The 18,930-nt window shown below is 62.7% G+C and carries 18 protein-coding genes; 7 read left to right on the top strand and 11 right to left on the bottom strand.

Features of this window, described 5'->3' with window-relative positions; all coding sequences use genetic code 11:
* Position 1 precedes the first annotated feature (1 nt).
* On the bottom strand, positions 2–442 hold the full coding sequence (locus LGH83_RS00940; RefSeq protein ID WP_131194249.1) for a VOC family protein: 441 nt from the start codon (positions 440–442) through the stop codon (positions 2–4).
* Between the two features lie 364 nt (positions 443–806).
* Between LGH83_RS00940 and LGH83_RS00935 the strand changes: the two genes are divergently transcribed.
* Positions 807–1,187: a hypothetical protein gene (locus tag LGH83_RS00935; RefSeq protein ID WP_227400257.1), complete on the top strand. Its 381-nt coding sequence runs from the start codon at positions 807–809 to the stop codon at positions 1,185–1,187.
* A gap of 55 nt (positions 1,188–1,242) precedes the next feature.
* On the opposite strand, the gene LGH83_RS00930 is transcribed toward LGH83_RS00935, so the two are convergent.
* Both LGH83_RS00930 and LGH83_RS00925 read right to left on the bottom strand, forming a co-directional pair.
* Positions 1,243–2,031, bottom strand: a complete 789-nt coding sequence (locus LGH83_RS00930; protein WP_227400256.1) for a tRNA1(Val) (adenine(37)-N6)-methyltransferase — start codon at positions 2,029–2,031, stop codon at positions 1,243–1,245.
* A complete protein-coding gene (locus LGH83_RS00925; RefSeq protein ID WP_227400255.1) occupies positions 2,024–2,248 on the bottom strand; it encodes a DUF2007 domain-containing protein in 225 nt (74 codons plus the stop codon). Before LGH83_RS00925 ends, LGH83_RS00930 begins: the two co-directional genes overlap by 8 nt.
* A 282-nt stretch (positions 2,249–2,530) precedes the next feature.
* Between LGH83_RS00925 and LGH83_RS00920 the strand changes: the two genes are divergently transcribed.
* Entirely contained in the window at positions 2,531–3,544 is a 1,014-nt protein-coding gene (locus LGH83_RS00920; RefSeq protein ID WP_227400254.1) for a polyprenyl synthetase family protein, read from the top strand.
* An 81-nt stretch (positions 3,545–3,625) separates the two neighbouring features.
* Here LGH83_RS00920 and LGH83_RS00915 read toward each other — a convergent pair whose 3' ends face one another.
* From LGH83_RS00915 to LGH83_RS00885, 7 genes are all read right to left on the bottom strand, one after another.
* Positions 3,626–4,492 carry a 4-(cytidine 5'-diphospho)-2-C-methyl-D-erythritol kinase gene (locus LGH83_RS00915; RefSeq protein ID WP_227401669.1) on the bottom strand — a complete coding sequence of 289 codons (867 nt, stop codon included), beginning with the start codon at positions 4,490–4,492 and terminating at the stop codon, positions 3,626–3,628.
* Between the two features lie 73 nt (positions 4,493–4,565).
* A complete protein-coding gene (locus LGH83_RS00910; RefSeq protein ID WP_227400253.1) occupies positions 4,566–6,365 on the bottom strand; it encodes a chloride channel protein in 1,800 nt (599 codons plus the stop codon).
* Positions 6,366–6,451: 86 nt separating this feature from the next.
* Positions 6,452–7,336, bottom strand: coding sequence for an MBL fold metallo-hydrolase (locus LGH83_RS00905; protein WP_227400252.1), 885 nt, complete (start codon positions 7,334–7,336; stop codon positions 6,452–6,454).
* Between the two features lie 72 nt (positions 7,337–7,408).
* On the bottom strand, positions 7,409–8,320 hold the full coding sequence (locus LGH83_RS00900) for a DMT family transporter (protein WP_227400251.1): 912 nt from the start codon (positions 8,318–8,320) through the stop codon (positions 7,409–7,411).
* A gap of 210 nt (positions 8,321–8,530) precedes the next feature.
* A complete protein-coding gene (locus LGH83_RS00895) occupies positions 8,531–8,845 on the bottom strand; it encodes a virulence factor (protein ID WP_227400250.1) in 315 nt (104 codons plus the stop codon).
* A gap of 22 nt (positions 8,846–8,867) precedes the next feature.
* On the bottom strand, positions 8,868–11,381 hold the full coding sequence (locus tag LGH83_RS00890) for a GcvT family protein (RefSeq protein ID WP_227400249.1): 2,514 nt from the start codon (positions 11,379–11,381) through the stop codon (positions 8,868–8,870).
* 185 nt (positions 11,382–11,566) lie between these two features.
* Entirely contained in the window at positions 11,567–12,706 is a 1,140-nt protein-coding gene (locus LGH83_RS00885) for an OpgC family protein (RefSeq protein WP_227401668.1), read from the bottom strand.
* Between the two features lie 153 nt (positions 12,707–12,859).
* Between LGH83_RS00885 and LGH83_RS00880 the strand changes: the two genes are divergently transcribed.
* Both LGH83_RS00880 and LGH83_RS00875 read left to right on the top strand, forming a co-directional pair.
* On the top strand, positions 12,860–13,870 hold the full coding sequence (locus LGH83_RS00880) for an alpha/beta hydrolase (RefSeq protein ID WP_227400248.1): 1,011 nt from the start codon (positions 12,860–12,862) through the stop codon (positions 13,868–13,870).
* Positions 13,871–13,950: 80 nt separating this feature from the next.
* On the top strand, positions 13,951–14,676 hold the full coding sequence (locus tag LGH83_RS00875; RefSeq protein WP_227400247.1) for a S1 family peptidase: 726 nt from the start codon (positions 13,951–13,953) through the stop codon (positions 14,674–14,676).
* Between the two features lie 21 nt (positions 14,677–14,697).
* Here the strand turns inward: LGH83_RS00875 and LGH83_RS00870 are convergent, their stop codons facing one another.
* Positions 14,698–15,246 (bottom strand): YcgN family cysteine cluster protein, encoded by a 549-nt coding sequence (locus tag LGH83_RS00870; RefSeq protein WP_227400246.1) that lies wholly within the window; start codon positions 15,244–15,246, stop codon positions 14,698–14,700.
* 183 nt (positions 15,247–15,429) lie between these two features.
* Between LGH83_RS00870 and LGH83_RS00865 the strand changes: the two genes are divergently transcribed.
* From LGH83_RS00865 to LGH83_RS00855, 3 genes are read left to right on the top strand one after another with little or no spacing between them, the layout of a single operon-like run.
* Positions 15,430–17,649: a transglycosylase domain-containing protein gene (locus LGH83_RS00865; RefSeq protein ID WP_227400245.1), complete on the top strand. Its 2,220-nt coding sequence runs from the start codon at positions 15,430–15,432 to the stop codon at positions 17,647–17,649.
* A gap of 49 nt (positions 17,650–17,698) precedes the next feature.
* Complete coding sequence (locus tag LGH83_RS00860; RefSeq protein ID WP_227400244.1) at positions 17,699–18,307, top strand: DUF1214 domain-containing protein; 609 nt, start codon at positions 17,699–17,701, stop codon at positions 18,305–18,307.
* On the top strand, positions 18,298–18,900 hold the full coding sequence (locus LGH83_RS00855) for a hypothetical protein (RefSeq protein WP_227400243.1): 603 nt from the start codon (positions 18,298–18,300) through the stop codon (positions 18,898–18,900). The genes LGH83_RS00860 and LGH83_RS00855 overlap by 10 nt, the downstream gene beginning before the upstream one ends.
* Positions 18,901–18,930: the final 30 nt, after the last annotated feature.

The raw sequence follows: 18,930 nt of genomic DNA, 5'->3' as shown, positions 1-18,930 counted from the left end.
GCTACCATTCTCCCGTATTCTTCATGGACAGCCAAGGCTCGGCAGGCGCGAGCGGGCCACCTTTTTGCAGAAGCTCAAGCGAGATATTGTCGGGCGAGCGCACGAAGGCCATGTGGCCGTCGCGCGGCGGGCGATTGATGGTGACACCGGCCTTCATGAGGCGATCGCAGAGATCGTAGATATTATCGACCTCGTAGGCGAGATGGCCGAAGTTCCGGCCGCCCGAATAGCTTTCCGGGTCCCAGTTGTAAGTGAGTTCGAGCAGGGGTGCCTGATGCGCCCGCCCCGCTTCGACATCATCGCTCGAAGCGAGAAACACCAGCGTGAAGCGGCCTTTCTCATTCTCGATACGGCGGGTCTCGGTCATGCCAAGCTGTCCGCAAAAGAACGCCAGGGTCTTGTCGAGATCCGTGACGCGGACCATTGTGTGAAGATAGCGCATGATGCTCCTCGGTGCTGGCTGCGATGCGACAGCCGGGAATAGTCAGTCTAGGCCGCCGTCCGCAGCCTTCTACAGGCGCAGACACGATGGCCCAACCATCAAACGTCCGACGTCGATTTAGGATCGATCGTCCCGCGGTCGGTATATCATGACGGACGGTCTGCTCGTCTTGCAAGATGAATGGTAGATGAACGCAAGATGAACACAAGATTAGTTGCTGGCCTGTGTCGAACGTCCCCTAGATTTCAATACATCGCGGAACCATATATCGCAATGGGCGTTGTTTTTGAGAAATAGACAGTTTGGACATCATACAATGATTGATATCAAAGCAAACATCCGTAAAGCAGGTTTAGTCGGCGCGATGGGTCTGACACTTGTCGGCGGCTCCCTCGCGTCCGTGCAGCCAGCTGCGGCATTTGGCGGTCACGGCTTCGGCGGCGGCGGTTTCGGCGGCGGCGGGGTCTTCCGTCATGGCGGCGGCTTCCATGGCGGCTACGGTGGGTATCGTGGCGGCGGTTATGGCTATCGCGGTGGATATGGCGGCTATGGGCATCGCGGTTATGGTGGTTATGGCTACGGGCTAGCAGGCTTCGGCCTCGGCCTTGGTCTCGGATCCGTGTACGGCGGGTATGGCGCTTACGGGCCTGGTTATTACGGCGCCGGTTACGGCGGTTACGGCTACGGCGGTTGCCTCCGCCGGGTCTACGATTATTACGGCCCGCATCTCGTTCGCGTCTGCTGACCGTCGATTAAACATGAAGGCGAAAGCCGGCCCTCGTTGGCCGGCTTTTTTTTGGTCACATCAACGACAGCGGCTCACCGCAATGCACGGCGGCGGCCGCCGGCGTGAAGGAACCGCCTTCGCCGTGAAGAACAAAGCGGTCGGCTATTGTCAGCGGTGCGCGACTGCCGCGCGTGCCCATCATCAAGATTCTGATGGCTGGATCGCCTGTCCGCGCATGGATCGGCATGATGCGGATCTCGCCAAGTCGGCCCGTAGCGGCGGCGAGCAGCTGGGGTAAAGCTTCGGGGCGATGAATCATCAGCAATCGGCCATGCGGTCCGAGCAGAGAAATTGTGGCTCGCAACCAGTGTCCATGGCCATCATGTTGCTCGCCCGGCCCTGCATCGAGCACATGGGCAGCAGCCTTTCCCGAATGGGGCGACACACGGGAGCGGCCGGCTAAAAAGAAGGGCGGATTGGTAATCACAAGATCCGCCTTGTCGCGAAGCGTGCCCCGCGTAGCACCGTCGAACAGATCCGCTTCCAGTACCCTCAGTCGAACGCTCATATTGTTCAGCGCGACGTTGCGACGCGCCAGATCGGCCACCACGGGATCACGCTCGAGCAAAAGTCCGGTCGTGCCGGGTTGCCTGAGCGCGACAAGCAATCCCACCGTGCCGACACCAGACCCCACATCGACGAAAGTGCCTTGGCCAAGATCCGGTGCGGCAGCAGCCAAGAGGACCGCGTCGGTTCCGGCCTTGTGTCCGACGCAGGGCTGGTAGACGGACAAGCGACCATCGAGAAGCGCCGTGAGCGTGATGTTGGCGGCGCCGCCCAGGTTTTGGCCGACCTCACCCATGTTTGAGCTCTTGACCGAGACCGGCATCCCGCAACAAGCGCCGCGCCTGGTCGATCTGATCGTCGGCCACTAAAATCCGGCGTTGTAGAAAACCGCTCGAACCCTCCATGGCGCTCATATGCTGGTCGGCCACGAAGTAGCCGATCCGATCGTCCGTAAACATCGCCTCAATCAGCGAGATCAAAATCAGATCGTTGGTCCGGAGCAGTTCGATCATCAGGGTGGACAGCTTTCGATATGACCAAACGGAAGGATCGTGTCGATCCTCGCCGACTTTGCCGCGTTGCATCGCCCACTGCAAAGCCCATCTCGATCATGTCATCCGCCGGTAGTGTGAATGTTGCGGCATCGCGATCACAGCTTTATGGTCCGCGCGCTTCCCAGCAGGTCATAACATCGGTACTGACTGGGTGGATCAGTGGGCAGGCTTGGCGGTCTCGGGGTCGCTTTCCGGCGTGACGTCAAACCGATCCTGCTCTCATGGCAAGGAACATCACCTTTGGGTCTGGTCATACCTCTTGAAGAGCCGGCAAGCGGCGGCGAGCTCAATCTGCTGGTGTCGCTCGTGGATGCCGATATGAAGCGCGTCAATCAAACGATCCTGGCGCGGACCGGCTCCAGCGTCACGATGATCCCGGAAGTTGCCAATCACCTCATCAGTTCGGGTGGCAAGCGCCTTCGTCCGATGATGACGCTGGCGACCGCTGGCCTGTGTGCCCATACGGGCAACGATCATATCAAGCTCGCAGCGGCCGTGGAGTTCATGCATACGGCGACGTTGCTGCATGACGACGTCGTCGATCAGAGCGATCTTCGTCGCGGTAAACTCGCGGCTCGCATGCTTTGGGGCAATGAGGCGAGCGTGCTGGTGGGTGACTTCCTCCTGGGGCAGGCCTTCAAGATGATGGTTGAGGTTGGGTCATTGCCTTGCCTCGACGTGTTGTCGTCCGCCGCCACCGTGATCGCGGAGGGTGAAGTCATGCAACTCTCGGCCGCCAAGGACACGAGCACCACCGAAGACGATTATCTCGCGGTGATCCGAGCCAAGACGGCGGCGCTCTTCGCGGCCGCCTGCGAGGTCGGCCCGATTTTGGCCGGCCGGTCGAAGCCGGAGATCGCCGCTTGCCGTGCCTATGGCATGAACCTCGGGATCGCATTTCAGTTGATCGACGATGCGCTGGACTATGGCGGATCGAGCATCAAGCTTGGTAAGAATGTCGGCGACGACTTCCGCGAAGGTAAGATCACGCTCCCGGTCGTGCTCTCGTTTCGGCGGGGATCGGAGCAGGAGCGAAGCTTCTGGCGTCGTTGCCTCGAAGACGGGAAGATCGAGGATGGCGATCTCGCTGTCGCGATGTCGACCATGCGGAAACACCGGGCCATCGAGGACACGATCGAACGCGCGCGACATTACGGCGCAATGGCCCAGGACGCGCTCGAGTTATTCCCACAATCGGACTTCAAGACCGCACTCGGCGGCGTGATCGACTTCTGCATCGCCCGCACGCACTGAGGAAAAGCCAAGGTCGGAGGCGGTGGCGGTTTGCCCGCCGTCGATCCGACCGAGGCGTAAGGCGATGAGTTGAGGAAAGCCTCAGCGCAAAACCGTCGACTTGACCCACCACCCCGGATGATCGCGTCGAACGGTTCGCGCGGCTCGCGACGCGGCACGACAATCATCGAAGATCGCAAAACAGGTGGTGCCGGAGCCGGACATGCGTGTCAGCCGGCAGCCTCTTGCTGCGCCGAGGACGGCCAACACGTCGGAAATGACGGGCGCCAGCACGCTGGCGGCATCCTCCATGTCGTTCCGGCTCTTTCGGAGTAACCCGAACAGATGATCGCCGGTCGGGCGGTCACCAACCTCCGGATGGGCCGGCATCCCATGATCTTGACCGGGCTGAAGCCCCATGCGGCCGAAGACATGGCGCGTTTCTAGACCGATCCCCGGATTGACCAGGACGGCTGCGAGCGGCTGAAGCCGGAGAGGCGGCCCAAGCCGTTCGCCCGTCCCTCGCATCATCCGGGCGCGCGGATCGAGGCAGACCGGCACGTCGGCGCCGGTCGCGCGGGCAGCGGCGAAGAGGCGTTCGTCCTCGGCCGGCATGGCATTGGCCTCAGCCAACAATCGCAAAGCCGCAGCCGCATCGGACGATCCGCCACCGATCCCAGCCGCGACGGGCAGCCGCTTTGTCAATCGAAAGGCTCCCAGCGTCAGATCCGGCACAAGCTCGCGCAACGCGCGCGCTGCCCGAAGCACGAGATTATCGCCGCCGATTGCCGCGGCCGCCGCTGTCGGGCCAGATGTCTCGAGCGTCAGATCCGGACCGGGTTCAAGCGACAGGAGATCACCCGCGCCGGCGAATGCCACCAGGCTTTCAAGATCGTGATATCCATCCTCGCGCCGTCGCACGATATGCAGCGACAGATTGATCTTCGCGGGCGCTCTGGCGGTCAAAATCATGCGCGTTCTTCAACCGAACAGCGGTCCGGGGTCAAGCCATGATGGAACCTTTCCAGCCTGACGAGCGGCCTCAGGTGGTGACATTATCGGGGTTCTGTCGCTCGAGTTCCTCGCCGTAGCGCCGCAACGCATGCGCTTCGCTCAGGATGCCGATCACCTTGAGCGTCGCTTCATGATCAACCACGACCAGCGCATCGGCCTCGTAGGTCTCAAATCGGCTGAGCGCCTCGCGCACCGTCATCCACGGATAGAGCATATGGTCCTGATGCCGCACGATCACGCTGATCGGCCGGTCGGCCGCCTCGGGAGATGTGTAAAGATCGTCGAGCAGAACGAGACCGGCATATCGACCCTGCGGATCGAGCCCGACGATCTGCTTGGCGCTGCCGAGCGGAAAACGCGTCCGGGCTGCGGTCAACAGCGTATCGGCCGGCAGGGTGCTGACTTCCGTTCGCATCAGCTTGCGAACCGCAAGATCGCGCATCCAACCGACATCATGCGGACCGCGGATGGCCTCACCGCGCAGATGAAAGCGCCAGGTCGCGAACGAATAGCCGAACAACTCTCGCACGATGGCGGACGAGATCGTGGCCGCGATCAGGGCCGCGATCGTGATGGAAAAATTGCCGGTCGTCTCAAGCGCCAGCGCCGTCATCGTGACCGGTGCGCCGATCACGCCCGTCCCCAGCGCCGCCATGCCGGTGAGCGCCGCAAGGTCCGGGTCGAAGGCAAGGTCGGGATTGAGCAGCCAGCCGCCATCGGCATAGAGCCGCCCGACCAGAGCGCCGAGCAGCAGCGACGCATAGAACAGGCCGCCGCGAAATCCGGCCCCCAGGGAGATCGCGGAAGCGAGGCCTTTCATGATGATGATCGTGACCAGCATCATCGGGCCGATCGACGCCACCAGATCCCGCTCCATTGCCCCGTGTCCGGCACCGAGCACTTGTGGCGTGATCAACCCAAGCAAGCCAACCAGAGCGCCACCGACGATCGTTCGCGACCAAACCGGCAGGTTGGACCGGCGGAACAGATAGTCGGAGGCTGACACCGCCAACATCAGAACGATCCCGACCAGAGCGCAGATCACCGAAATGGCGACCACATGAATCAGGTCCTGCGGGCTCACGGCCTGAAGAGACCCGGGCTTGATCAAGAATTCCGGCGACGAAAGACCCTGGTTGACGAGATTGGCCACGAGCGCGCTGGCCGCCACGGGCGCGAGCGTGCCGACCGTGTAGGTCCCGAGCACGACCTCGAACGCATAAAAGGCTCCGGCCAGCGGGGCACCGAAGGCCGCCGAGATCGCGGCCCCTGCCCCGCAAGCGACCAGCAGGCGCAGATCGGCCCGGCGAGCCGCCAAATTGAGGCCGAAGCGGGACGCGACGGCCGCGCAAATTTGCGCGTAACCTGCTTCCAGCCCGACCGATGCGCCAAAGCCGCAGGACGCCATCGTTTGCGCCGTCACGAGCAAGCTTCCAGTCAGCGAGAGCCGTCCGCCATAGAGCGCATTGGCCTCGATCGCATCCGCGAGGCGACCGCCCATCCGTTGCCCGACCAAGGCCAGCAACGCCAGCACGCCGCCGCCGAGGGTCGGCATGAGCAGAATACGCCAGACCGGCAGATCCTCGGTCGCGCTCAGCCGGGACTCGATCGGCATCGAGAACAGCAGAACGTGCATGGATTGCACGCCCCAGCTGATGAACGAGACGAGGCAGCCGCTCACCAGCCCGATCACGAGACTGACGAGAACGAGACCGGCCTCGCGCGAGCGGACAAAGTTGCGGAGAGCCGGCGGAAACAACAAGCCGCGCAGGAATCGGCCGACACTCGGCTGGGTCGTGGCGTCGGGATCCTGAAACGGGTCTGACAAGCGCTGTCTCCAGCGGACCAACAAACCTCAGACGTCCCGTGTCACCTTCCGCGTGTCAATGCCGGATGCGGACAACTCAGCGCTGGTCAGCCCGCAATGGCGTTCGCGAGGACCATTTTTGGCGTAAAAACCAACGACTGTCCCTCGCGCGCCACGAAGGACCCTGGTGATGCCGCTGCGATCTCGGCCTCGATCGCATCGAGATCATTATCATTGTGCAACGGATAATGATGGAACGCGGCCATCCGGCTCACGCCGGCCGCCTTGCACAAGGCGAGCCCGGCATTCCACGTCGAATGACCCCAGCCCTTGAACATCGCATATTCGGCCGTGGTATACATCGAATCGTAGATCACGAGGTCCGCCCCCTTGCAGAAGCGGACCAGATGAGAGGCCGGCCAGGGGTCGGTATGCTCGATGTCCGATATGTAGCAAACCCTCCGGCCGCCATGATCGAAGCGATAACCGGTCGCTCCACCAGGATGAAACAACGGGCAGGTCGCGATCTCGGTATCGCCAAACCGCAACGTCTCCCCGGCCTTGAAGCCGAAATGTTCGAAACGGGTCGGGAAAGCCGCCAGCGTCACGGGAAACAGCGGCGGCGAGAACATCGCATCCAGCGCGTTCTGAGCGCTCTCGCCACCGAGGTTTCCGCAATATGTGCGAATGCCGCAATGGCCCGCGAGTGCCGGCGCGAAGAACGGGAAGCCGGAGACGTGATCGTGATGCAGGTGGCTGAACAGAATGTCGATGCGGGACGGCACGTTGCCCATAAGCGCGTCACCCGCCTTGATGAAGCCCGAGCCAGCATCGACGATGAACATGCGATCGCCGAGCCGGATCTCGACGCAGGACGTGTTGCCGCCGAAGCGCGCGAATTCCGTTCCGGTCGCCGGAAACGAGCCACGTGCGCCCCAGAATCGAACCGTCAGGTTGCCGACCGACGGGTCGTCAACTGCAGGAGCGAACATCGGCGGGACCGCAACAAACGTCATCCCGTCTATTGTGTCAGAAAACTTTCGACGAATGTCAAATGATTGGCATCATGCCAGAGCTGGACGCCGCAAAGCTCCACATAATTCCGGCCACATATGCCAGAGCAGCGCGGCCGCCACGATCGCTCCGCCGACGATCGAGGCTAGACCGGGATTTTCGCCAAAGACCAGCCACACGATGACCGGGCCGATCGCCGTATCGGAAATGCCGATCAAGGCTGCCTCGGCCGATGGGATCAAACGGGCGCCTCGCATGAACAGCCAAATCGCCACCCCGATCGTGAGAATGCCGAACAGCGCCAGCATCACCAGTGAAAAAAGCCCCACCGCCTCATTGGGTCCGAATGTGAAGCCGATACAGGCGGCCAGCAAAATGCCAAGCGTGTTGGCCGGCGTCATCGAGATGTTCGGATGACGTCGAGCCAGGACGAGCGCCATCGCGAATGTGACGTTCATGAACAGGGTCAAGGCGGCGCCAAGGAGGCGGCCGTCGCTTGGCGCGCTGGCCCCAATCATCACCCCGACCCCAAGCAGCGCGACCGAACTCGCGACAAGCGTCCGAGAGCTCGGTTTCTCGCCCGACCAGAGCCACGCCACGACCGCGGTCACAAAGGGCGTCGTCGCATAGACGATCATGACATCTGCCACGGTGGTGAGCGTCAGCGCGAAAATATAGGCAATGGTTCCAAGAGCCGTCAGCGGGACGAGAAGCAGATGAGGCCCACTGACCGCATAGTCGCGAAGGCTGAACCGTTTGCGTTCAGCTGCGACCACCAACACCATGAACATGGCGCCGAACAACGATCGCCAGGCCAGCAGCGTCCAGGCATCGACATGGACCACACGAGCGAAGAAGCCGGCGGTGGCATAAAGCGCACCGGCCGAGAATACCAGCACCATACCGCGGCGCCGCAGGCTCGCGGCCGACGGCAGTCCCGATAGCGCTGAATGATCGACCAAGATCCAAACCTCTCGACCGCCGGAGCGCGACCATGTCCCGCAACATCACAAGCGCCAGAATCATCTGGCGCTCGGCGACAGCGTATAGGTCTGGGATATCGGCTGAGATTGTGACGCTCAACTCAGCTTTGCTGCACGATTGAGCAATGAAATCTTTTTTCGGCGGTGACGCCGGAAGCAGGCGATCGGACACTTGGAGGCGGGACGAACCTAACGGATGGTCAAAGGTCTGCTATGCCCCGCCGCAGCCGACAGCTCCGCCAGCATCTTTCCATCGTAGTTGCGTTCGATTTCGTCGATCGCATCCCGTGCAGCGGCCTCAAGATCATCGCTGCAGTGGCGAGCCGCACTCTCGCGCCATTGCGACGGATCGTCGTCGATCCCCGCCGGACCCTCTCGCGAGGCCGCACGTCCGATCGCATCCGAAAAGCGCTTCGGCAGATCGCGCGTGATCGTGCGCAAGCCGTCGCGCACGATGACCTGGGCCGGAATGTCGCGCCATGACAGGACGTAAAGATCGGCCATGGGCGATCCTCGCTCCTCTGCGTCAGCCGCGCAAGACGGCATTGTCCGGATCGAAGGGGCTTTCCGGAATGACGACCGCGCGGCGGCGCTCTCCCAGGATCGTGATCTCGACTTCCGTTCCCGGTGTTCCGAGATCAGGCCGTACCATCGCGAGAGCGAGGGATTTGCCGACGCGCCAGCCATAGCCACCCGATGTCGTGCGGCCGACGAGCGTGTCTCCGACATAAAGGGGCTCCGACCCGCGCGCATCCGCATCGGTCACACCAAAGACTTCGAGCGTCACGGTCTTGTTCGGCAGGCCGGCCTCACGACGCTTCATCAGAGCGTCCCGGCCGAGGAAGTCCGCCTTCTTGGCGTCGATGAACCGATCGAGACCCGACTCATAGGCCGCATATTCGATCGATAATTCGCGCGGGATCAGCTTGTAGGATTTCTCCAGCCGCATGGCATCCATGGCCCGCAAGCCGAACGGCTTGATGCCGAAATCCGCGCCCGCCGCCATGACCTGATCGAAGATGTAGTTCTGCATCTCGATCGGATGGTGCAGCTCGTAGCCGAGCTCCCCCTCGAAATTGACCCGCAGTGCGAGAAGACCAGCGGCGCCGACGCTGAGGTGCTGGGCCGTCAGCCACGGGAAGGCGGCGTTCGACATGTCGGCATCGGCGATCCGCTGCATCAGAGCGCGCGATTGCGGGCCGGCCAAAACCAGAACGCCAAATTGCGTGGTGGTCTTGTCGATGCGGACACTGCCGTCGATCGGCAGCAGCTTCGTCAGCGTATCGTAATCATGCTCCTCGAGCGCGCCGGCCGAAACCAGATAGAACCGCTCTGGGCCGATTCGGGTCAGCGTGAACTCCGACCGAATGCCGCCGTTTTTGGTCAACAGATAGGTCAATGTGACCCGGTTGAGCGCCTTCGGAATCCGGTTCGTCAGGATCCGGTCGAGCCACGCCTCGGCGCCGCGTCCGGAAATCTCGAATTTGGCGAAGGCCGACATGTCCTGAAGGCCGACGCGCTCGTGGATCGCGCGGCATTCCTGCCCGACGAAATCGAAATAGTTCGAACGGCGAAAGCTCCACTTTTCGACCGGCCGCTTGCTGTCGATCGCCGGCGGATGGTTCTCGTTGAGCAGCACGTCTGGCTTGGCGAGATCCGCCTCGCTGAGCGCATAGCCGGGCGGCGCGAACCAGTTCGGCCGCTCCCACCCGAAGGTCGATCCGAACACGGCCCCAAGGTCGCGCATGCGGCTATAGCAAGGCGTTTGCCGCAGAGGACGGGCGGTATCGCGCTCCTCATCCGGATAATGTGTCGTGAAGACCTTGGCATAGGCCTCCTCGTTGCGTTGAATCAGATAACCCTTCGAGGCGTATCGGCCATAGCGGCGCGGGTCGACGCCCATCATGTCGACGGTCGGCTCACCCTCGACGATCCATTCGGCCAGTTGCCAGCCGGCCCCACCGGCGGCCGTGACGCCAAACGAATGGCCTTCATTGAGCCAGAAGTTCGGCACACCCGGCGCCGGCCCGACAATCGGGTTACCGTCCGGCGTGTAGGCGATCGCACCGTTATAGATCTTCTTGATGCCGACTTCACCGAAGGCCGGAACCCGCTCGATCGCAGTTTCGACATAGGGCATCAGCCGCTCGAGATCTTCTTGGAAAAGCTCGTATTCGCTCGCGGCCGAGGGACCCTCGACATAACAGGCCGGAGCGCCCTTCTCGTAGGGGCCGAGCAGCAAGCCGCCCGCTTCCTCGCGCATGTACCAGGAGCTATCGGACTCACGCAGCACGCCCATTTCGGGCAGGCCCTGGCGCTTCCGTTCCTGAATGGCGGGGTGCGGCTCGGTCACGATATATTGATGCTCGACCGGGATCACCGGGACATTGAGGCCGACCATGCGGCCGGTCTGCCGCGCGAAATTGCCACTCGCCGAGACGATATGCTCGCAGAGAATGTCGCCCTTGTCGGTCTTCACCTTCCACTCGCCGGAGGTCGTGCGCTCGATGCCGAGCACGGTCGTGTTGCGGTTGATTTCGCCGCCGCCGCTCCGCGCTCCTCTCGCCAGCGCCTGCGTGAGATCGGCCGGCTGGATATAGCCATCCTGCGGATGCTGCATGGCGCCGAGCACGCCATCGATGTTGCAGAGGGGCCAGATCTCCTTCAGTTCGTCGGGCGTCAGGAATTTGACGTCGATGCCGCCGATCGTCCGCGAGATGCCGGCGTAATATTTATATTCGTCGAGCCGGTCCTTTGTGCGCGCGAGGCGGATGTTGGACACTTGCCGGAAGCCGACCGCCTGCCCCGTCTCGGCTTCGAGCCCGCGATAGAGATTGACCGAATATTTGTGGATCTGGCCGACCGAGTAGCTGACGTTGAACAAGGGCAGCAGACCTGCGGCATGCCAGGTCGAGCCGGACGTCAATTCCTTCCGCTCGACCAGAACGCTGTCGCTCCAGCCTTTCTTGACGAGGTGATAGAGCGTGGACACCCCGACCACGCCTCCGCCGATCACGACGACACGCGCTTGCGTTCTCAAATCCTTGCCTCCACCTCGGCCAGAACAAGGGGCATCGACCACTCCCGGTGCATGACCTCTGTTCGTCTATCATCTGATACATCGGCGTCATCGCGGTCGCCGTCTCACGATGCAACGACCTCGGCTATCGCGAAACCGCCGTCGATCTTGAATTCAGTCGGATCCACGACAGGCAAGCAGGCAGGTCAACGCCGCGGCGAGAGGCCGGCCAAAAGCGGGATCGCGCCGTCTCGCCGGCCATCCAGCAGCATCGCGCAACCATAGAGGAGCCCAAGGCCACCCCCGATCAGCAGCGTGTCGAGCAGAACGGAATGGCCGAGCGACTGTGTCAAGACCTGCCCGACGGCAGCCAGCACCGATAGGATCGCGAACGACCAGAGGCCACTTCGTCCGATTGAACACAGCGGCCTGAACCAGGCCGCATGGCGCATGTTGTGAGCCAATCCGATTCCATAAACCACATAGGCCAGGGCGAAAAAGTGGACGATGCGACCTGCGCCAAGCGTCGTCTTGCCAAGATCGGCCCTCTCGCGGGCAAGATCCATCAGGCCGGGCCAGAACGACAATCCGTCCGTGGCACAAAAGGCCGCCGCGAGCACCAGGCCGCCGGCCACCAGCAGCACCAGACGGTTGCGCGGCACGGCGCCATCGCGAAGACTGAGACCCACAGCGAGGCCGACCGCCATCATGAGTTGCCAAGAGAAGGGATCGAAGAACCAATCGCCCTTCATGGGCCAACTCGGGACGTTCAACCCGGCCACGCGCGACAGCAGGTAGACCGCAAGCGAAGCAGCCAACATCAGCAGCCGATTGCGCTTGGCCAGCCAGAACATGGCGGGCGTCATGGCGAGCATCAGCACGTAGAGCGGCAGAATGTTGAAATACCCGAGCTGGTGGCCGAGCGAGAATAGTCCAATCAGCGCCGAAAATGGATCGTCGATGAAAAGATCGCGGCCATGCTCTTGCATCAGCGTCGAATTTTGCGCCAAAGCGGCGCCGGAGGCGAAGATCGCAAGGCCCGCGAGCGACAGCAGAATGTGAACGGCGTAAAGTTTTATGGCGCGCCGTGCGAGGCTGACAAGCACGAGGCCCTGACCCCCATTGAGGAACTTGGAGCCGTAAGCCAGCGAAAGAGACAAGCCGGAAATGAAGACGAAGGCTTCAGACGAGTCAGAAAAGCCATAATTTCGATATGTGAAACGCTCGAAGAGGTTTCCTGGCACGTGATTGATAAAGATTGTGCATAAGATGAATCCTCGCCAGAAGTCGATGTCATCGCGACGGCCGCCTGATCCATGCGTGGATCGCGGCCCCTGCGACGGCATGCCCTCCGGCTCGATGTCATTCATTCGTGAAACTCCGTACCTACTGAGTCGAAGTCACTGTGATCCTGATATGCAGCGTCCATGTGGCGCTACTTTAGACATAGAAATTTGGAGCCGCTTGGCCAGCCGGCCAGCTCCGTACCGGAAAAGTCGATGTCCATAGCTCGGGTTTCGAAACGCCTCATCGATCTTGCCCTCGCCGTGCTGGTTCTCGGTGCCGTGGCGCTTCCCGCGATCGCTGGGACGCTACAGCCTTTTCATTATCACTGCGCTGCTCTCAGCAAGGATCAGACCGCGCAAGTCTATGTCCCGTCGGGTCAGCGTCCAGCGACGGGCTGGCCGGTCCTCTACCTGCTTCACGGGTTGAACGGAGCCGGCAGTGACTGGGAGACGCTGGGCAACATCTCGGCGACCCTCGATGATTTGATTGCCCAGAAGCGCATTCGGCCCGTGCTGGTCGTGATGCCGGACGCGGGTAATTCCTGGTACGTCGATTCGGGCGCGATCGGCGGCCCTGGCGACTACGCGACCGCGATCGGACGCGACCTGCCAAGGGCCGTGGATGCCGCATGGCCGGTCGCCAAAGACAGGCTTCACCGCGCCATCGCGGGTGTCTCGATGGGCGGCTATGGGGCCTTGCGCTTCGCTTTGTCGGACCCGGATCGATACGGCGCGGTCGCGGCCCTCTCTCCGGCCATCTGGCAGAACATCCCCCTCCCGGCCGACGAGGCATCGACCATGAACGCGGGGTCGGCCCCACTCCCGCCGCATGATCGCGCGCCAGCCATCGCCTATTTTCAAAAGGTCGATCCGGCGACCGTCACGATCGGTGTCGATCTCCCGCCGGATGGCTCGCATTTCGGCGGCGCGTTCGGCACACCGTTCAATCCAAAGCGCTTCAATACCTCGAATGTATTCACCCTGCTGAACAAAGCGATCGATACGGGCAAGCTCTTGCCCGCCATTTATCTGTCGGTCGGCGATGACGACAGCCATCTCTTATGGCGAGGATCAATCGCGTTTTTCGAAACCATGCAGATGAACCGTCTCGACGTGGATTTCCGCGTCATGGATGGCGACCACAATTGGGCACTGTGGAAAAAATCGATCGTCGACGCTCTCATCTTCGTCGATGGAAGCTTCGGCAAAGTGTCGGCGCGCTGATCCGCATGCGGTCGTTTCCACCCAGGTCGTCGAACCGGCCGAGGCTGATCGCTGCGGGCCACCTGTTTGGCGCGGCCGTGATGGCGTCGTTTTTCGTCATCGCTGGCGCCGCACCGGCCCGCGCGATCGTAGGGCCCTCCACCGAGGGATCGAGCATCGCGCCGCGTGTCGTCATGGTCCTGAGCCTGAAAGGTCGCATCGCCGGCTATTGCTCCGGGCTTGTGGTGGCACAGAATGCGGTGCTGACCGCCGCGCATTGCGTCCCACCCGGCGCAGCCGTAAAGGTGCATTTCCGCGACACATCCGATGCGCCTGTGCTGCTCGACACGGTTGAGATCCGCCGCAATCCCGGCTATCGGGCCGATGCGATCAGGACGCGCGAACGATCGATCGATCTGGCTTTAATCCGGCTGCCTGCACCGCTCCCGAACCGCTTCCGTCCGGCGCTTTTCGGTGGTGATCCCTCGGCCGCGATCGGCACGCGTTATAGGCTCGCCGGTTTTGGCCTGACCCGCGAGGGCGATGCGACGAGCTCCGGACAGTTGCGGCTCGCGACGGTGACGACCAGAGCGCCGCTGTCCACGCTGCTTCTCTGGGCCGAGGATCCTGATCATCGCGGCCTTGGCGCCTGCACGGGTGACTCAGGTGGCCCCGTCTTTGCGGCCGACAGCGATGTCGTCGCGGCCCTGATGGTATGGTCTGCCGGCCGGGGTTCGGCGCAATGCGGAGACCTCACGCAGGCGATCTGGCTCACCCCGCAGAAGGGCTGGATCGACGCCGTTCTGGCAGAGTGGACGACGCGCTGACCGCGCCGAACCGGGTGGCCGTCAAGGGAGCTTGCCCCCGGGGCGCTTCGCGCCGGCCGCCATCGCCTTTTTGCGAGCGCGGGCCGGCACTTTGGTCGGCCATGCCACGATATATCCGGGAAGATCGTCGATCTGGACCTCATCTTCCGACGCCGCGACTTTGCCGCGCACCGAGACGCCGGCCTCATCGACCGTCTCGGCTCGACCAGAGACCAAGGGGTGCCACCACATCAGATCGCGGCCTTCTGCCACGAGCCGATAGGCGCAAGTGGGTGGCAACCATCCGATCGTCCGCACGATCTCAGGTGTCAGCTTCACACAATCCGGGATCTTGCTTTGCCGATTCGGGTAATCGGAACATTGGCAGGTGGCCTTGGAGAGCAGCGCGCAGGAAATTTCGGTAAAATAAACCTCACGGGTGTCTTCGTCTTCAAGCTTGACAAGGCAGCAGCGCCCGCAACCGTCGCAGAGGCTCTCCCATTCCGGGGTTGTCATCACCTCGAGAGGCTTGCGCCAAAAGGGTTCAGCTTCCGGGCTCGCGGGCGCATTTTCGTCCTGTTGGTCGCTCATATGATCGATATGGTAAGTCGTCCCGTGACGGCGATGTGGCATAAGGCGAACGGGCAATCGCACAGTCGGTCGCCCGCCGCTCCGATGCGGACTTGCGCTTTCCGTCTTCAAGCGTCAAGAGGACGCTCGGGCGGGAACCGACGCGTGCCACGGACGATCGACGGCAGGCGGGAGTATTGACGCGTGTTGCAAAGCTTCCGGACGTCGACTTTCGGCAAAAGGGTGGCGCGTGCGCTCTTGTCGGTCGACGCTTGGTTCGACTCCACAATCTATGCCGGCGGCGAAAGCTCGAAGACGGCCTATGCCGACTTCTCAGCTTTCATGGACAGGTTCCATGTCAGCGGCATCCGACGGCTTGCGGTCGAGCTCTCCTGCGAGGCGCTGACGCTCGGGCTCGGCGGCGCGATCGTGGCTCTCATCCTCGCGGTTCCGGCGTTTCAGGATACCACGGACGATTGGTTGAAGAAGCAGGATCTGGCCGTCACGTTCCTCGACCGGAACGGGGCCGAGATTGGGCGGCGAGGCATCTTGCACGATGACGGCGTTCCACTCGAAAGCATGCCGGCCTTTCTGACCGAAGCCGTGTTGGCGACCGAGGATCGGCGCTTCTACGAGCATTTCGGCATCGACATCATCGGCACGATGCGGGCCCTGACCGTGAATGCGCGCTCGTCCGGCGTCGTGCAGGGCGGCTCCTCGATCACGCAGCAGCTCGCCAAGAACCTCTTTTTATCGAACCAGCGCACCATCGAGCGAAAGATCCGCGAGGCCTATCTGGCGGTTTGGCTGGAATTCCACCTGACCAAAAAGCAGATCCTGCAGCTCTACCTCGATCGCGTCTACATGGGCGGGGGCACCTTCGGGATCCAAGCCGCTTCGGAATTCTATTTCGGCAAGTCGGTTCGCGACGTGTCGCTCGCGGAAGCCGCGATGCTGGCCGGCCTGTTCAAGGCGCCAACCAAATATGCGCCCCACATCAACCTGCCGGCGGCCCGCGCCCGCGCCTATGACGTGTTGAGCAATCTCGTCGACGCGGGCTACATGACCGAAGGCGAGGTCCGTTCGGCGCGTGAAAATCCCGCCACCCCGGTCGACCGCACCCGCGACGTGTCGCCCGATTGGTACCTCGATTACGCCTATGACGAAGTTCGTCGCCTCGTCGCGGACGACAAGCTTGGCGAAACTCGCGTGTTCACGGTCCGCACCGCGATCGATATGGATCTGCAGAAAAAGGCGGAAGCCACGATCGAGGACGAGCTACGGCAGAATGGCCCCTCCTATCACGCCAAGCAGAGCGCGGCCGTCATCGTGGATCTCGATGGCGCGGTCCATGCGATGGTGGGTGGGCGGGACTATGGCGCCAGCCAATTCAACCGCGCCACCGATGCCCAGCGGCAGCCCGGCTCATCGTTCAAGCCTTTCGTCTATCTCACGGCGCTGATGACGGGGCGGTTCAAGCCATCCACGATCGTGGTCGATGGACCCGTCTGCATCGGCAATTGGTGCGTTCACAATTACGAGAACCGCTACGCCGGCGCACTTCCGCTGGTCAACGCGCTCGCTCATTCGCTCAACACCATCGCGGTGAAACTGTCGATTGCGATCGGCAACGGCAATGCCAAGATCGGGCGAGCCAAGATCGTCGAAAACGCCCATAAATTGGGCCTGACGACACCGCTCAACGATACGGTGTCGCTGCCGGTTGGGGCCGATGAAGTGACCGTCGTCGACATGGCGTCGGCCTATGCGGCTTTCGCCAATGGCGGGAAGCGCGTGCCGCCCTATGCCGCGATCGAAATCCGCAACGGCCTCGGCGATCTCGTCTACCGGCACGACCGGGATGGACCGAAGCCCGAGCAGGTCGTTCCGGCCACCGATGTCGCGACCCTGAACACGATGCTGACCCATGTCGTGACCGAGGGAACGGGGACACGCGCGCGGCTCGACAATGTCACGGTCGCAGGAAAGACCGGCACGACCAACAGCTACCACGATGCGTGGTTCTGCGGATTCACCGGCAATTACGTCGGCGCCGTCTGGTTCGGCAACGACGATTACACCTCGATGAACAAGATGACGGGTGGGACCCTTCCGGCCATGACCTGGCACGACATCATGGCCTTCGCCCACCAAGGGATCGAAACCAAACCGCCCTTCGGCGTCGAGGACGTCCGCAAAGCCCTGCCCGTGGCGTCGCAGCCTCAAGGCGACGCGCCGAGCCAAGCCGATGCCACGGCCCGGACCGCGACCCTCTCGCGACACTCCGCCAGCATCATCATGGAGATCGGCGCCTTGATGCGGTCGGCTGGGCAACAGCGGTCGGCTGGCGATACACTCAACGTCGCCTCGGGCTCGAGCGATCTCTCGGGCCAAGCCAGTGCGGCCAGGACAGGGTTGCAATAGGCTTGGCGACGACGCAGACCACCCCCCATTTCGCCGGTCCGGCCCCTCGATGCTAGGCTCTCGTCTGGCGCGGCTCGTCAAGTTCGTCCTGGCCGTGGCGGGCGGCACGGCCCTGGGTCTCGGTGCAACCTATGTGGCCTGCATCGGCCAACCCGTGGTAGGGGCCGTGCACAGCGGCGTCTGGACCGCATGGCCGGCGGCCGGCTCGACCCAACCCGATCCCTATGCCAAGGCGATTTTCGCCAAACACGGACGCATCCCGCTCGCGGCCGCTTCGGGGCTGCAATTCCTCGCTACCACGGATCAGGATGGATCGGCCCTGACCGCCCGCTGCACCTACAGCGTCGCAGGCCCGATGCCGGTCGCGCAATTCTGGACGCTGACGCTGCTCGACCCGCACGGCGGCCTGCCGGACCAATCGCCGACGCCACCACTGATTCGAGCCGGGTTCACATCGGCCGAGCTCCTTCGTGTGGCAGATGGAGGGTTCACGATCAAGGTCGCCCGAGCGGCACGGCCCGGCAACTGGCTGCCCGCACCGGCGACAGGACGTTTCACCCTGATGCTGAGCTTTTACGACACGCCGCTGAGTGCAGCCTTGCTGGGCGGTGGCCCGGTTCCTGCGTTGCCGACCGTGGTCAAGACCGCATGCGACTAGCTCCCCCTGCCAACAGCGCCGCAACGTGGCAAGCCCGGTTGCTGGACGCTCTCTTCTACGCTGGCGTGGCGGTGCTCGTGGCCGGCATCGTTCATATCGCGTCCCTGCTGCTACTTCCGCGATGGAGCAAGGCCGATGGCTATGCGAAAGTCGTGGCCATCACGGCTGCGCCGCTTCGCACCCATCTCGCGTCGCCGGTCGACGACGCCCAATTTGGCTTTCGTGATCCAGCGATCGCATCGGCCTTTTGTCGCTATGATCTCACGGCCGGCCCGGTCCACATCAGCCTCGAGGTGGCCGACACCGACTTCGTCAGTGTCTCGGTGCATGGACGCCACGGTCGCGCGCTTTACGCGCTGACGAACCGCTCGGCGTCGCATGGTGTGCTGGCGTTCACATTAGCGACGGACGAACAGATTGCCGCACTCGACGCTCGCGAGACTGACGATGAGCCGAGCCAAGAGCTTCGCGTGTCGGTCCCCGAGCCCAAAGGTTTTGTGGAGGCTCAAGCCTTGGCAACCGCGCCGAGCCAACGCGCGGCAGCCGAGCGACAGGCTGCCGCCCTCATCTGCGCGGCCGCCACGCCGAAGTAGCGCGAGGCTGAACCGCCCCAGGCCTGCTTG

Origin of the sequence: Lichenihabitans sp. PAMC28606, from assembly GCF_020616535.1 — a bacterium.
In the GTDB taxonomy this organism is placed as follows: domain Bacteria; phylum Pseudomonadota; class Alphaproteobacteria; order Rhizobiales; family Beijerinckiaceae; genus Lichenihabitans; species Lichenihabitans psoromatis.
This window is presented reverse-complemented; position numbering and strand designations above follow the sequence as displayed.